The following is a 14052-nucleotide window of genomic DNA, read 5'->3' as shown; positions in this document are numbered from 1 at the left end:
AGGCCCGATTCATGGCGAACAAGCGATATTCCGACGCAGCCGCAGCGCTCGAGGGCCTTCTCTTCGACGGGATGCACATCTGCGCGGGGGGCTTCGGACTCTGCGGCATTCCCGAGCGGCTGATCGACGCGATCCGCGACGCGGGGGTCAAGGACCTCACCGTTGCGAGCAACAATGCAGGCATCGACGGCGAAGGCCTGGGCAAGCTGCTCCGCACGCGGCAGATCAGAAAGATGATCTCCTCCTATGTCGGCGAGAACAAGGAGTTCGAGCGGCAATATCTGGCGGGCGAGCTCGAGGTCGAATTCTGTCCGCAGGGCACGCTCGCCGAACGCTGCCGCGCGGGCGGCGCGGGCATTCCCGGCTTCTATACCAAGACCGGTGTCGGCACCGCGGTCGCCGAGGGCAAGGAGGTCAAGACCTTCGACGGGCAGGACTATATCCTCGAACGCGGCATCTTTGCCGACCTTGCGATCATCAAGGGGTGGAAGGCCGACGAGGCGGGGAACCTCGTCTTTCGCAAGACCGCGCGCAATTTCAACCAGCCGATGGCGACCGCGGCCAAAATCTGCGTCGCCGAGGTCGAGGAGATCGTGCCGACCGGCAGCCTCGATCCCGACTGCATCCACCTGCCCGGCATCTATGTGAAGCGCATGATCGTCGGCGCGCCCTATGACAAGAAGATCGAGTTCCGCACCGTCCGCCCGCGCGAGGCGGCGTGAGCTTCGGGCGCAGAGGCATCGGCCACAAGGGCGCCATCGACGTCAGCGGCATCCCGGCGCTGGCTGGCGGCGAGGAATTTCTGCGGATGTGGAAGCAGGCAAACGGCAATGTGCTGTGCGTGATCGACCCGGCAAAGCTCGGTGCCGATCCGGCGCTCTTCGGCCTCGCGATCGTCGATGCGATCCGCCACGGCGCCAAAGCCTATGCCAATGCCGTGAATGTCAGCGAGGACCATGCTTATGAGCGGATCATGGAGGGCGTGAGCGCCGAGCTTGGCAATCCGACCGATACGCCGCGTCCGCTCGGTCCCGGAGGAACGCATTGATGAGACCGCTGCTGTTCACCACTCTGACGCTGCTGCTCGCGGGCTGTGCCGCCACCACGCCGCCGCCGGCCGCGTCCCCGCCGCCCGCCGAAACCGCGAAACCGGCGACGGCGCTGCAATATCTCTATGGCTCGGCCGAGGCCGAAGTCGCCGTGCGGGCGACCAACGCGCGCATCGCCGACTATGCGGTCCGGCGCATCAAGGCGCGGCCGGCCGACAGCGTTATCCTCGCATCCGGCGCGACGCTCGACGCCCCGCGCTTCGAGCCGTGCGGCGACAAGCCCTTCGCGGCCGTGTTCGACGCCGACGAGACGCTGATCTGGAACCTCGGCGCGACGCGCTATATGGGCGAGCGCGGTATCGGCTTCGATCCCAAGATCTGGGACAGCTGGGAAAAGACCGGCGCCGGCGCCGCAAAGGCGATGCCCGGCACCGTCGCGATGGTGAGCGCCTTGCGCGCCGCGGGGATCACCGTGATCGCGAATACCAACCGCAGCGCCGCCAATGCCGCGGGGACCGAAGCGACGCTGCGCGCCGCCGGGCTCGGCGAGTTCAAGCATGGCGAAACCTTGTTCCTCGCCGGCGACGATGCGGACGGATCGAGCAAGGACGGCCGCCGCGCCACCATCGCGGCGCGCTGGTGCGTGATCGCGATGGCGGGCGACCAGCTCGGCGATTTCAGCCAGCAGTTCAACGACAAGGCGCTGGCGCCCGCCGCGCGCACCGCGCTCGCCACCAGCTCCGCCGCAGCCAGGCTCTGGGACAAGGGCTGGTTCCTTTTCCCCAACCCCGTTTACGGCCCATGGGACCATCTTGGCTGGGACGATCTTTTCCCCTCCGACACCAATTGGGAGCCGAAATAATGCCCTGGACCCGCGACGATATGGCGGCGCGCGCCGCGAAGGAATTGAAGGACGGATTTTACGTCAACCTCGGCATCGGCATCCCGACGCTGGTCGCGAACCATATCCCCGCGGGGATGGAGGTCACGCTCCAGTCGGAAAACGGCATGCTCGGCATCGGCCCCTTTCCTTTTGAGGGCGACGAGGACCCCGATCTGATCAACGCGGGCAAGCAGACGATCAGCGAGCTGCCGCAGTCGGTCTATTTCAGCTCGGCCGACAGTTTCGCGATGATCCGCGGCGGGCACATCGACCTGACCGTATTGGGCGCGATGGAGGTCAGCGAAGGCGGCGACATCGCCAACTGGATGATCCCCGGCAAGATGATCAAGGGCATGGGCGGCGCGATGGACCTCGTCGCCGGGGTCAAAAAGATCATCGTCGTGATGGAGCATGTGTCGAAGAGCGGCGACCCGAAATTCATCCCCGCCTGCACGCTGCCGCTGACCGGCAAGAATGTCGTCGACATGATCGTCACCGACCTCGCGGTGTTCAGGCGCGCCGATCACGGCAGCCCGTTCAGGCTGGTCGAACTCGCACCGGGGGTGACGGCGGACGAAGTCGCCGCTAAAACCACTGCCCGATATGAGGTCGCCATCTAAACAGGAATCCGCGCTGCGGATCATTTTCGGACTCGTCGCGCTCGCCGTGCTGGTGGCCGCCAGCTGGTTCGGCTTTCATGGCGTCGGCGAAAGCCAGCCGCTCGCGAGCGTCCCGATCCCGCTCAAGGCCGAAAATCTGCCCGACACGCCCGCCAAATGGCACGGACGGATCGACTATCGCGCGCTCGACCGGCGATTGGCGGCGCTTGCCCAGCGCCCCGAAATGGCGGGGCTCGCGGTCGCGGTCGTCGAAGACGGCAAGCTGCGCTTCGTGCGCACCTATGGCGTCGCCGACCGCAAAACGGGCGCGCCGGTCACCCCGCACACGCTGTTCCGCTGGGCCTCGGTGTCCAAGACCGCGACGGGTGCGATGGCCGCGGCGCTGGCCGGGGACGGCGCGGTGAATCTCGACCGCCCGGTCGCCGACTGGCACACTTCGCTGCGGCTGCCCGGCGGCGCCGAGGCGCGGCTGACCGTCGCGCAGTTGCTCGCCCAGCGCACGGGGCTGACCAAAAACGCCTATGACGAGAAGCTGGAGGCGGGGCAAAATCCCGCGTCGCTGCGCACCAGCCTTGCCGGAGCGCCGCTGCAGTGCGAGCCGGGCACCTGCCACAGCTATCAGAATGTCGCCTTCGACACCGCGAGCGAGATCGTCGCGCAGGCGGCAAAGAAGCCCTTCGCCGATGCCGTCGAGGACCGGCTTTTCCGCCCGCTCGGCATGGTCAGCGCGGGCTATGGCATGAAGCGGCTGACCGGCGCGCGCGACTGGGCGCGCCCGCACGCGATCTGGGACGCCCATCCGCTGAAAGAGGCCTATTGGCGCGTGCCCGCCGCCGCGGGGGTCGAAAGCGATATCGTCGATTTCGCCACCTGGATGCAGGCGATGATGGGAAACCGCCCCGACGTGCTGCCCGCCGCGACGCTGCAGATCGCTCACCGCCCGCGCGTTCCCACCGCCCGCCTTTATGGCGGCGCGCTGCGGCAGGCGACAAGCGACGCCTCCTATGGCCTCGGCTGGCGCAGCTTCACCTATGACGGGCACCGGCTCGAAGGCCATTCGGGCGCCGTTTCGGGCTATCGCTCGACGATGATCTTCGAACCCGCGACGCGAACCGGCGTCGTCGCGTTGTGGAACAGCGACTGGGGGCGGCCGTTCCGCATTCCGTTCGCGGTGATCGACAGCTATTACCAGCGCGACGGCGGGCGCTGGCTCGACCTCGGCGACCTGCCCCCGGCACGCGCACAGCGGACGGTTGCCGGCGCGGTCGCCGCGGCTCCCGAAAGCTAGAGGTTTCTCACCGGCGCGCTTGCTCGCAAACCCGCTGCCGGTGTATCGGGCGCGCGTCCGAGGCCGAGGGAGAATCACCGATGCGCGTGCTGCTGACCGGTTCGTCGGGCTGGCTCGGGCGCTATCTGGCGCCGCTGCTGACGAAGGCGGGGCACCGTGTCACCGGGCTCGACGTGGTTCCGGGGCCGCATACGCAGCTGCTCGGCACGGTCGCAGACCGTATGTTCGTCGAGCGCGCCTTTGCCGACCATGGCATCGAGGCGGTGATCCACGCGGGTGCGCTGCACAAGCCCGACATCGCGCGTTATCCGCGCCAGGCCTTCATCGACGTCAATGTCACCGGCACGCTCAATCTGATCGAAACCGCGGTCGCGGCGGGCAACGACCGTTTCCTCTTCACCTCGACCACCTCGCTGATGGTGCGATCCGACGTGCGCGAAGGCGCCGGCCCCGAGGGAGCATGGTGGATGGAGGAGGATTTCGCGCCCCTGGAGCCCCGCAACATCTATGGCATCACCAAGCTCGCGGCCGAGCAGGCGTGCCGCCTCGCTCACCGCGAGCATGGCATCGCCGCGCTGATCCTGCGCACGGGGCGCTTTTTCCCCGAGGATGACGACACGCATACTGTCCCGAGCGGCGAGAATCTCAAGGCGAACGAGTTTCTGAATCGCCGCCTGACCGTCGAGGATGCCGCCGCCGCGCATCTCGCCGCGCTGGAAGCCGCGCCCGCGATCGGCTGCGACACCTTCATCCTCTCCGCGTCCCCGCCCTTCGCGCGCGCGGACGCCGCCGAACTGGCGCGCGACGCGCGCGCCGTCATCGCGCGCTATCATCCCGAAGCCGCAGCGCTTTATGCGCGGCGCGGCTGGGTGCTTCCCGAGCGGATCGAGCGCGTCTACGATCCCGCGCGCGCCGAGCGGCGCCTCGGCTGGCGCGCCGAAACCGACTTCGCCGCGGTGCTCGCCGCGCTGGCGGCCGAAGCGCCGCTGCCCTTCGCGCACGATCCCGATTACACCTCACCCATCATCGCCCAGCGGGAGACCGACCCATGTACGAACTGATCACCGCCAACCGCAATTATTCGAGCTGGTCGCTGCGCCCGTGGGTGCTGATGAAGGGGCTCGGCATCGCGTTCGAGGATCGCATCGAGCCCTTCACCAAGCCGGTCAACTATGACGATTTCCGCAGCTTTTCGCCGACCGGGCAGGTGCCGGCGCTGCTCGACGACGGCCGCACCATCCATGATTCGCTCGGCATCGCGCTCTATCTGGCCGACCGGCACGAGGGCGTCTGGCCGGCGGGTCCCGACGCCCGCGCCTGGGCGCAGTGCGCGGTGTGCGAGATGCACAGCGGCTTTGCGGCGCTGCGCAACGATTGCACGATGAATGTCGGCGTGCGCGTGACCCCCAAGCCGATGTCCAAGGCGCTCGCGGCCAATATCGCGCGCATCCGCGAATTGTTCGAGGAAGGGCTATCGCGCTTCGGCGGGCCATGGCTCGCGGGGTCCGATTTCAGCGCCGTGGACGCCTTCTTCGCGCCCGTCGCCTTCCGCATCCGCACCTATGGCCTCGACGCCGGCGCCGGACAGGCTTGGGTCGATCATATGCTCGCGCATCCGGCGATGCAGGAATGGGAACGCCAGGCGCTCGCCGAAGAGTGGCGCGAGGAAAGCCATGAGGCCGAGCTGGCAGCGGCGGGGGTCGTTACGGCGGACTACCGGACCGCCTGAGCGTCCCATTTTCGTCATTGCGAGCGTAGCGAAGCAATCCAGCGCGGTTTACGCAGGCTCTCGATTGCCGCGTCGCCTTCGGCTCCTCGCAATGACGGGGACTAGTCCGCCAGCGCCTCGCGCACCACCGCAATGCCGTCCGCGCGCTGCGCCTTCAGTTCGGCTTTCAGCTTCGCCGGATCGCGCGCCAGCACGAAGCCGAAGCTCACCCCGCCCTCCCTGCCGATCGTCGCATGGTGGAGCTTGTGCGCCTGCACCAGCCGCTTCGCATAGCCGCGGCGCGGCACCCATTTGAAGTAGCGCTGGTGAACCAGCCCATCGTGGACGAGCGTGTAAACGATGCCGTAGAAAAAGATGCCGAGCCCGATCCACGTCCCCGGCTCCCATGCAGCGGCGCCCATGACAAGCGGGCTGCCGATTGCGAACATCGAAATGCTCATCGCCGCGCCGACGAGCGCGAACAGGTCATTCTTCTCCAGCGCCTTGGCGTGCGGTTCGTGATGGTCGCGATGCCACGCCCAGCCGAAACCGTGCATGATATATTTGTGGCTCGCCCAGGCGACGCCTTCCATCGCGGCGACGGTGGCGAGCACAAGCAGGACGATGGCCAGCGGGGACATGCAATTATCATACGCCGGTTGCGGACCGGTGACCACCTTCTCTCCTTCGTCATGCCGGACTTGATCGGCATCCATTGCCGCGGTCGATGCCTGGAGGATCAAGTCCGGGATGACGACCGCCGGGGCATTCGCATCCCTACGACCGAAAATTGCGTTTTGGATCGCCACTCGCTTGCAAAGTTGTCGCATCGGCTTAAGTGAGCGGCATGACTCGGCCCCGCACGCTTTACGAGAAAATCTGGGACGCGCACGTCGTCGAACGGCGCGCGGACGGCACCTGCCTGATCTTCATCGACCGCCATCTCGTCCATGAAGTCACCAGCCCGCAGGCCTTTGCCGGGCTTCGCGCTGCCGGGCGCACGGTGCGCCGCCCCGACCTGACGCTCGCGGTGCCCGATCACAACCTGCCGACGACGCCGCGCAGGGATGCGGCGGGGAACAAGCTGCCGATCGCCGACCCCGAAAGCGCGGCACAGCTCGCCGCGCTCGAGAAGAATGCCCCCGATTTCGGCATCCGCTATATCGACGCGACCGCGCCCGAGCAGGGCATCGTTCACGTCGTCGGCCCCGAACTGGGCTTCTCCTTGCCCGGCACGACGATCGTCTGCGGCGACAGCCACACCGCCTGCCATGGCGGCATCGGCGCGCTCGCCTTCGGCATCGGGACCAGCGAGGTCGAGCATGTGCTCGCGACGCAGACGCTGCTGCTCCAGCCCGCGAAGACGATGGAAGTGCGCGTCGAAGGCGACGTCGGTCCCGGCGTCAGCGCAAAGGACATCATCCTCCACATCACCGGCACGATCGGCGCGGCGGGCGGCACCGGTCATGTCATCGAATATACGGGCAGCGCGATCCGCGCGCTCAGCATCGAGGGCCGGCTGACGATCAGCAACATGGCGATCGAGGGCGGTGCGCGCGCCGGACTGATCGCGCCCGACGCGGTGACCTTCGCCTATCTGAAGGGCCGCCCCTATGCGCCGAAGGGCGCCGATTGGGATGCGGCGGTCGAATATTGGAAGAGCCTCGCGACCGATCCGGGCGCGACCTACGACAAGGTCGTTGTCATCGACGCCGCCGACATCGCGCCGAGCGTCACCTGGGGCACCAGTCCCGAGGATGTGGTGCCGATCACCGGCGTCGTTCCCGACCCCGCGAGCTTCGCCGATCCGTCGAAGCAGGCCGCCGCCGCGAAGAGCCTCGCCTATATGGGGCTCGAACCCGGCACGCGGATGCAGGATGTCGCCATCGAGAATATCTTCATCGGCAGCTGCACCAACAGCCGCATCGAGGACATGCGCGCCGCCGCCGCGGTCATCAAGGGCCGCAAGAAGGCCGGCAATGTCAAATGGGCGATCGTCGTTCCGGGATCGGGGCTGGTCAAGGCTCAGGCCGAGGCCGAAGGGCTCGACCGCATCTTCATCGAGGCGGGGCTCGAATGGCGCGAGCCCGGCTGCTCGGCCTGCCTCGCGATGAATCCCGACAAGGTGCCCGCGGGCGAACGCTGCGCGTCGACGAGCAACCGCAATTTCGTCGGCCGCCAGGGACCGGGCAGCCGCACCCACCTCGTCAGCCCCGCGATGGCGGCCGCGGCGGCGGTGACCGGCCGGCTGACCGACGTGCGGGAGTTGATGGCATGACCCCGATCGAAAAAGTCGAAGGCCGTGCAATCCCGTTGGGGCTCAAGAATGTCGACACCGACGTCATCATCCCCGCGCACTGGCTGAAGACCACGACGCGCGAGGGCATGGGCAAGGGCGCGTTCGAGAGCCTGCGCGCCGACCCCGGCAATCTGTTCGACCGGCCCGAGAACAAGGGGGCGCCGATCCTGATCGCGGGCGATAATTTCGGTTGCGGGTCGAGCCGCGAGCACGCCGCCTGGGCGCTCGGCGACCTCGGCATTCGCGTCGTGATCGCGCCCTCTTATTCGGACATCTTTTCCGGCAATGCGGTCAAGAACGGCATATTGCCCGTCGTACTGCCGCAAGCGGCGATCGACCGGCTGATGGAAGTCGCCGAGACCGATCCGATTCACGTCGACCTCGACACCCAGACGGTGACGACGCCCTTTCAGGACCGCTTCGCCTTCGAGATCGACCCGTTCCGCAAGATGTGCCTGCTGGAAGGGCTCGATGAGATTTCGCTGACCGAGAAGAGCGGCGCGGCAATCGACGCCTATGAAAAAAAGCTCGACGCCGAGCGTCCCTGGATGCGCCCGGCGGCATGACGACCCGAAAAGGAGAAGGATGATGAAGGCTCTTCTGTCGACCGCCACCGGCGGCCCCGAAACGCTGACGCTCGGCGAGCTGCCGCGCCCGAGCGCGGGCAAGGGGCAGATCGTGATCGACGTAAAGGCCTGCGCGGTCAACTTCCCCGACGTGCTGATCATCGAGGATAAATATCAGTTCCGCCCCGAACGCCCGTTCGCGCCGGGCGGCGAGGTCGCGGGACTGGTCGCCGAAGTCGGCGAAGGCGTGACCGAATTCAAGGTCGGCGACCGCGTGATTGCGGGCTGCGGCAATGGCGGAATGTCCGAAGCCGTCGCGGTCGGCGTCCACAATGTCTATCATCTGCCCGAGGGCCATGATTTCGCGGAAGGTGCCTCGCTCTTGATGACCTATGGCACCAGCATCCACGCGCTCGTCGATCGCGGCCACATCAAGGAAGGCGACACTTTGCTCGTCCTTGGCGCGTCGGGCGGGGTCGGGATCGCGGCGGTCGAGCTGGGCAAGGCGTTCGGCGCGCGCGTTGTCGCCGGCGTGTCGAGCGAGGCGAAGGCCGGGATCGCGCGCGCGGCGGGCGCCGACGAGGTCGTCGTCTATGGCTATCAGCCGTTCGACAAGGATGCGTCGAAAGCGCTCGCGAACAAATTCAAGGACGCCGTCGGACCCGAGGGCGCGAACGTCATCTATGATGCGGTCGGCGGCGACTATGCCGAACCCGCGCTGCGCTCGATCGCGTGGGAGGGCCGCTATCTCGTCGTCGGCTTCCCCGCGGGCATCCCGCGCCTGCCGCTCAACCTGACGCTGCTCAAGAGCTGCGACGTCGCCGGCGTCTTCTGGGGCGCCTTCGTCGCGCGCGAGCCGGAGCGCAACCGCGCCAATATCGCGCGGCTGTTCCAGCTGTGGGAGCAGGGCAAGATCAGACCGCGCGTCACCGAACGCTTCGCGCTCGCCGACGGCGGCAAGGCGATCGCCAAGCTCGGCGACCGCAGCGCGGTCGGCAAGCTGGTGATTACGATCTGAAATATCGCCCCGACCCCGCGCTGACCGAAGCGCTGCGCGCACTCGCGAAGCCCGCCGGGCGGATCGAACTGCGCGTTACCCCCGGCGCCGGACGCGACGAGGTGCGGATCGTCGATGGCGCCGTGCTGGTCCGCGTGACCGCCGCGCCGGCCGATGGCGCCGCGAACGAGGCCGTGCTGAAATTGCTCGCCGCCGCGCTCGGCCGCCCGCGCCGCGATCTGACGCTGCTGCGCGGCGCCTCGGCGCGCGTCAAGCTTGTCGGCATCGCACTCGACTGATCGCAAGACCGACGCCGGGTTAACCCTTTATCAGCCCATCGGCCCTATGGCGAAATGCACGAAAACAGGGACCGCAGGATAGAGAGATGGCGACTCGTCGTTCGACCAGCGATGTGCAGGCGGTGAGCCTCGCAAACATCTCGCGCACCCGCCGCGCACAGCTCGTCGCCGAGTTCGAGGGTGAGCTCGGCATCGACCACAAGGAGCGCGCCCGCCGCGCCTATGAGGAAAAGCGCTGGCGGATCATCAAGACGATCATCGTCTGGACGATCGCGCTGATGTTCTTCGCGATCGCGTGCAACAAGCTGTGGATCATGGGCCAGGACGTCGACAAGCCCTTCTCCGACCTCAATCCGGCCAAGAGCCTGTTCGGGGAATAGGCGGCCGGGAATTGGCGCGCCGCCGCTACCGCCCGAACTTCCCCGCCATCCCCAGAATATCGTCGAGCGGATTGCCGTCGCCGTTGCGGTCGAGGAGCGCGCCCAGACCGCCAAGCCCGCCGCCCGGCGCGCTGCCGCCCGACACGCCGCCGAGCAACCCGCCCAGCATCCCGCCGAGACCGCCGCCGCCATCCTGCCCGCGCTGCTTCGCCATGGTGCCGGCGACGATCATCGCGAGCATCGGCAGCATCTTCTTGAGCAGGCCCGCGTCGATCCCGGTCTGCGCCGCGGCATGACCCGCGACGGTGCGGCTGACATCCTTCGACCCGAAAATCTGTCCGAGCACTTCATTCCCCGGTTCGACCGGCGTGGGTTGCGGCGAAAGCACCGCATCGAGCAGCCCGCCGCCGCCAAGCCCCGCGAGCAGGCCGCCGATTCCTTCATTGCCAGCCTGCTTCTGAAAGCCGCCGAGAATTGCGGGGAGCAAGGCGTTGGCGCCCTGCTGCGCGATGGCGGGCGAAACACCGAGTTCCTTCGCCATCGCTTCGACACCACCCGCCTGCTGCAAAATATCGTTGAGGTCCATCGCCTGTCTCCTTCTGCGCGGATCGAAACGCGCCGATGGACGTTGTTATAGCAGCCGAGGAGCGGAGGACGAGATGTTCATTCAGCTGTCATCGCACCGTGGCTTATTCAACGGTGCGGTCGTGCGCCGCTTTGCGGTCGGGCCGGTCGCCCGATACAATGGGAGCTTGTGACATGGGTATTTTCAGCAAGATCAAGGACGCGATTTTCGGCAAGAAGGCAGCGGCGGCCGAGCCCGCTCCCGCCGCCCCCGCGACACCCGCCGCCCCGGCCGCGCCGCAGCCGGTTCCCGTCGCGATCAGCGAAGTCGATGTCGAGGCAATTCTTGCCGCCGAAGCCGCGAACGCCGGCCAGCCGCTCAACTGGCGCACCTCGATCGTCGACCTGATGAAACTGCTCGACATCGACCCGAGCCTCGCCAACCGCAAGGAGCTCGCGCAGGAACTCGGCTATACCGGCGAACTCAACGGCAGTGCCGAAATGAACATCTGGCTGCACAAGGCGGTGATGCGCGAACTCGCCGCGAACGGCGGCAAGGTGCCCGCCGACCTGACCGACTGAGCCATTTTTCCGCCCTCCGCGTCAGGGGAGGGCAGCGAGACTTGCGAACTTGTTCGCTAGTTGCAGCGGGTGGGGCCATGAGCCTTGTGCAGGGCCGCGAGCCCCCACCCCAACCCCTCCCCTGAAGGGGAGGGGCTTTTTCCAGCGCCCACCATTGACCCCGGCGCGCTCCCCCTCCAGAACCCGTTTCAACCGAAACCAAGGGTCGCGAGGGAGCCGCCGCATGTCCGAATTCTTGTCCAAGCCGATGAACCGCCGCCAGACGCTCGCGGCGCTGAGCACCGGCGCGGCGAGCCTGACGCTCGCGGCGTGCGGCGGCGGCATCCCCGACGATATGGCGGTGATCCCGCCGCCGCCGCCCGGCACCGGCGGTGCGCCCTCGGGGGCTTCGGCTTTGCTCGACAGCGTCGCCGAAAATCTGCTCGTCCATTCGCCCGAGGGCGCGACCGCGCTCGGCATCGACACGGGCGCGCGCGCCGCAATGCGCGGCCAGCTTTCCGATCGTTCGCCCGCCGGGGTCGCGGCGCTCGCCGAAACGCTGAAGGCCGACCTCGCCCGCGTTCGCGCGGTCGATACCGTGGGACTCGACCATCAGGCGCGCACCAGCCTCGCGGTGGTCGACAGCGCCTATAGCACCGCGCTCGACGGCTTTGCGCTGCCCTATGGCGACGTCGCGGTCGGCGGCTGGCGCAACACCCCCTATGTCGTGATCCAGAATGTCGGCGCCTATCTCGACGTGCCGCGCCTGCTGGGCAGCGATCAGCCGGTGAAGACGAGCGCCGACGCCGAAGCCTATCTTTCGCGGCTCGCGGCCTTTCCGGACGTCCTCGACGGCGAGACCGAACGGCTGAAATCCGCAGGCGCGCAGGGGCTGATCGCGCCCGCCTTTCTGATCGACAAGGCGATCCCGCAAATGGAAGCCACGCTCGCCGATGCGCGCGGCGGTGGCACCCTCGCCGACAGTCTGGCGTCGAAGGCGCGCGAAGCCGGGCTCGCCGGCGACTGGGGCGCACGCGCCACCGCCATGGCGCAAGGCCCCGTCGCCGCCGCGCTCGAACGGCAGATCGCGGCGCTCAAGGCCCAGCGGCCGCAAGCGACGATGGACGCCGGCATGTGGGCGCGTCCCGGCGGCGACGAATGGTATGCGTGGGGGCTGCGCGCCTCGACCACGACGCGCATGACCCCTGACGAGGTCCACCAGATGGGGATCGACCAGCTTGCCGAGCTGCACGGACGGATGGACCCGATCCTCCGGAAACTCGGTTATACGCAGGGCTCGGTGGGCGCGCGGATGCAGGCGCTCGCCAACGATCCGCGCTACAAGTTCCCCGAGGGCGACAAGGGGCGCGAAGAGATCAAGGCCTATATCCAGACCTGGCTTGCGAAGATCCGCGCCGAACTGCCGCGCGCCTTCCGCACGCTGGTGAAGGGCAATGTCGAAGTGAAGCGCCTGCCGCTCGCCGAGGAGCCCGGCGCGCCCGCGGCCTATGGCGGCGCGGGGTCGATCGACGGGACGATCCCCGGCAAGATGTGGATCAACCTGCGCACGACCGACCTGCACAGCAAATATTCGCTGCCCGACCTCGTGATGCACGAAGCGATCCCGGGGCATGTCTGGCAGGGCGAATATGCCAATCAGATGCCGCTGATCCGCTCGATGCTGGCGTTCAACGCCTATAGCGAGGGCTGGGCGCTCTATGCCGAACAGCTTGCCGACGAGCTGGGGCTCTACGACGATTTCGAGGTCGGGCGCCTGGGCTATCTCCAGTCGCTCGCCTTCCGCGCCTGCCGCCTCGTCGTCGACACCGGCATCCACGCGAAGCGCTGGACGCGCGAGGAAGGCGTCAAATTCTTCGTCGAGCGCAACGGATCGAACCCGCTCGAGGTCGCGAGCGAGGTCGATCGCTATTGCAGCTGGGCGGGGCAGGCGTGCGGCTACAAGGTCGGGCACAGCGAAATCGTCCGCCAGCGCAGCCGCGCGCAGGCCGCGCTCGGGGCGAAATACGACCTGCGCGACTATGACAATATCGTCGTCGAGGGCGGCAATGTCCCGCTCGACGTGCTCGCGAAGAATGTCGACGAATATATTGCGGAGGCGAAGGGGTAGGCCGCGCCGTCTTTTTTCTGACTCGCACGAAGCCACGAAGCCACAAAGATTTCCCAATCCCATTCGCCCTGAGCTTGTCGAAACCTGTCCTGAGCGCCTGCAAGGCAGTCGAAGGGGCCCGTTCTTTCTTTCAACGCCCGGGGGGAGGACGGTGCTTCGACAAGCTCAGCACGAACGGAAGTTGGGAGCCCCCCTTTGTGGCTTCGTGGCTTTGTGCGAGAGTTCTTCAAGTCCGCGGCAACGGCATCAGATCGGGCTCCACAAACCCCCGCCGCGCCGGCACCGAAAACAGCAGCTCACGGCTGTAAAAGCGCAGCGGCCAGTCGCGGCGGCCCATCTCGGAACGCAGCAGCGCGTTGACGCGCGCGGTCAGTCCCGTCTCCCGCGTCTCCGACAGGAACAATCGCACGCCGGCGACATAGGCTCGTGTGATGCTGTCGTGATAGCCCTGCGTGTCGTCGTTCACGCCGCCGACGCTTTCGTTGAAGGCGCAGATCAGCGAGGCGATCCGGGCATCGACGTCGATGTCGGGACGCTCGGTGAGCAGCCACAGGCAGGCTGCGAGATGCGCTTCGTGCGTCCACGCCGCACGCGGCAGGCTGCACGCCAGCAGCCCTTCGCCGAGCGCGCGGATGTCATGGTCGCCTGCGAACAGGCGCGGCGAATATTCGGTGGTCATATCCGGTCCTTCCGGGTGAATGAGCACCCGG

General features: G+C 67.3%; 17 protein-coding genes. 14 read left to right on the top strand and 3 right to left on the bottom strand.

Features of this window, described 5'->3' with window-relative positions; all coding sequences use genetic code 11:
* Positions 1 to 11: 11 nt before the first annotated feature.
* From CHB69_RS07620 to CHB69_RS07590, 7 genes are all read left to right on the top strand, one after another.
* Positions 12 to 722, top strand: a complete 711-nt coding sequence (locus CHB69_RS07620) for a CoA transferase subunit A (protein WP_089215398.1) — start codon at positions 12 to 14, stop codon at positions 720 to 722.
* Positions 719 to 1048, top strand: coding sequence for a DUF5076 domain-containing protein (locus CHB69_RS07615; protein ID WP_245836615.1), 330 nt, complete (start codon positions 719 to 721; stop codon positions 1046 to 1048). Before CHB69_RS07620 ends, CHB69_RS07615 begins: the two co-directional genes overlap by 4 nt.
* Positions 1048 to 1911 (top strand): HAD family acid phosphatase, encoded by an 864-nt coding sequence (locus CHB69_RS07610; protein ID WP_089215397.1) that lies wholly within the window; start codon positions 1048 to 1050, stop codon positions 1909 to 1911. Before CHB69_RS07615 ends, CHB69_RS07610 begins: the two co-directional genes overlap by 1 nt.
* Positions 1911 to 2552, top strand: coding sequence for a CoA transferase subunit B (locus CHB69_RS07605; protein ID WP_089215396.1), 642 nt, complete (start codon positions 1911 to 1913; stop codon positions 2550 to 2552). The genes CHB69_RS07610 and CHB69_RS07605 overlap by 1 nt, the downstream gene beginning before the upstream one ends.
* Positions 2536 to 3840 carry a serine hydrolase domain-containing protein gene (locus tag CHB69_RS07600; RefSeq protein WP_089215395.1) on the top strand — a complete coding sequence of 435 codons (1305 nt, stop codon included), beginning with the start codon at positions 2536 to 2538 and terminating at the stop codon, positions 3838 to 3840. Before CHB69_RS07605 ends, CHB69_RS07600 begins: the two co-directional genes overlap by 17 nt.
* 80 nt (positions 3841 to 3920) lie before the next feature.
* The gene (locus tag CHB69_RS07595; protein WP_089215394.1) at positions 3921 to 4901 is read left to right on the top strand and encodes an NAD-dependent epimerase/dehydratase family protein; all 981 of its coding nucleotides are present in this window, start codon (positions 3921 to 3923) and stop codon (positions 4899 to 4901) included.
* A complete protein-coding gene (locus CHB69_RS07590) occupies positions 4889 to 5569 on the top strand; it encodes a glutathione S-transferase family protein (protein ID WP_089215393.1) in 681 nt (226 codons plus the stop codon). Before CHB69_RS07595 ends, CHB69_RS07590 begins: the two co-directional genes overlap by 13 nt.
* 101 nt (positions 5570 to 5670) lie before the next feature.
* On the opposite strand, the gene CHB69_RS07585 is transcribed toward CHB69_RS07590, so the two are convergent.
* Positions 5671 to 6189, bottom strand: coding sequence for a sterol desaturase family protein (locus CHB69_RS07585; RefSeq protein ID WP_089215541.1), 519 nt, complete (start codon positions 6187 to 6189; stop codon positions 5671 to 5673).
* Between the two features lie 206 nt (positions 6190 to 6395).
* Here CHB69_RS07585 and leuC point away from each other — a divergent pair, with 206 nt between their 5' ends.
* The 5 genes from leuC to CHB69_RS07560 all read left to right on the top strand — a co-directional run bounded on the left by leuC (position 6396) and on the right by CHB69_RS07560 (position 10089).
* Positions 6396 to 7826 (top strand): 3-isopropylmalate dehydratase large subunit, encoded by a 1431-nt coding sequence (leuC, locus tag CHB69_RS07580; RefSeq protein WP_089215392.1) that lies wholly within the window; start codon positions 6396 to 6398, stop codon positions 7824 to 7826.
* On the top strand, positions 7823 to 8413 hold the full coding sequence (gene leuD, locus CHB69_RS07575) for a 3-isopropylmalate dehydratase small subunit (RefSeq protein ID WP_089215391.1): 591 nt from the start codon (positions 7823 to 7825) through the stop codon (positions 8411 to 8413). The genes leuC and leuD overlap by 4 nt, the downstream gene beginning before the upstream one ends.
* A 22-nt stretch (positions 8414 to 8435) precedes the next feature.
* The gene (locus tag CHB69_RS07570) at positions 8436 to 9431 is read left to right on the top strand and encodes an NADPH:quinone oxidoreductase family protein (RefSeq protein WP_089215539.1); all 996 of its coding nucleotides are present in this window, start codon (positions 8436 to 8438) and stop codon (positions 9429 to 9431) included.
* Positions 9428 to 9709 (top strand): DUF167 domain-containing protein, encoded by a 282-nt coding sequence (locus CHB69_RS07565; protein WP_089215540.1) that lies wholly within the window; start codon positions 9428 to 9430, stop codon positions 9707 to 9709. Before CHB69_RS07570 ends, CHB69_RS07565 begins: the two co-directional genes overlap by 4 nt.
* Positions 9710 to 9795: 86 nt before the next feature.
* A complete protein-coding gene (locus CHB69_RS07560; RefSeq protein WP_245836613.1) occupies positions 9796 to 10089 on the top strand; it encodes a hypothetical protein in 294 nt (97 codons plus the stop codon).
* Positions 10090 to 10114: 25 nt separating this feature from the next.
* Here CHB69_RS07560 and CHB69_RS07555 read toward each other — a convergent pair whose 3' ends face one another.
* Positions 10115 to 10675, bottom strand: a complete 561-nt coding sequence (locus CHB69_RS07555) for a DUF937 domain-containing protein (RefSeq protein WP_089215390.1) — start codon at positions 10673 to 10675, stop codon at positions 10115 to 10117.
* 173 nt (positions 10676 to 10848) lie between these two features.
* Here CHB69_RS07555 and CHB69_RS07550 point away from each other — a divergent pair, with 173 nt between their 5' ends.
* Together CHB69_RS07550 and CHB69_RS07545 are read left to right on the top strand one after the other, a co-directional pair.
* Complete coding sequence (locus tag CHB69_RS07550) at positions 10849 to 11235, top strand: DUF3597 domain-containing protein (protein WP_089215389.1); 387 nt, start codon at positions 10849 to 10851, stop codon at positions 11233 to 11235.
* A 223-nt stretch (positions 11236 to 11458) separates the two neighbouring features.
* Positions 11459 to 13342 (top strand): DUF885 domain-containing protein, encoded by a 1884-nt coding sequence (locus CHB69_RS07545; protein WP_089215388.1) that lies wholly within the window; start codon positions 11459 to 11461, stop codon positions 13340 to 13342.
* Between the two features lie 226 nt (positions 13343 to 13568).
* Here CHB69_RS07545 and CHB69_RS07540 read toward each other — a convergent pair whose 3' ends face one another.
* Entirely contained in the window at positions 13569 to 14021 is a 453-nt protein-coding gene (locus tag CHB69_RS07540) for a hypothetical protein (RefSeq protein ID WP_089215387.1), read from the bottom strand.
* Positions 14022 to 14052 lie beyond the last annotated feature (31 nt).

The organism is Sphingopyxis indica (genome assembly GCF_900188185.1).
GTDB classification, from domain to species: Bacteria; Pseudomonadota; Alphaproteobacteria; order Sphingomonadales; family Sphingomonadaceae; genus Sphingopyxis; species Sphingopyxis indica.
Note: the sequence above shows the minus strand (reverse complement) of the source record. Positions and strands in the feature narration are given on the sequence as shown.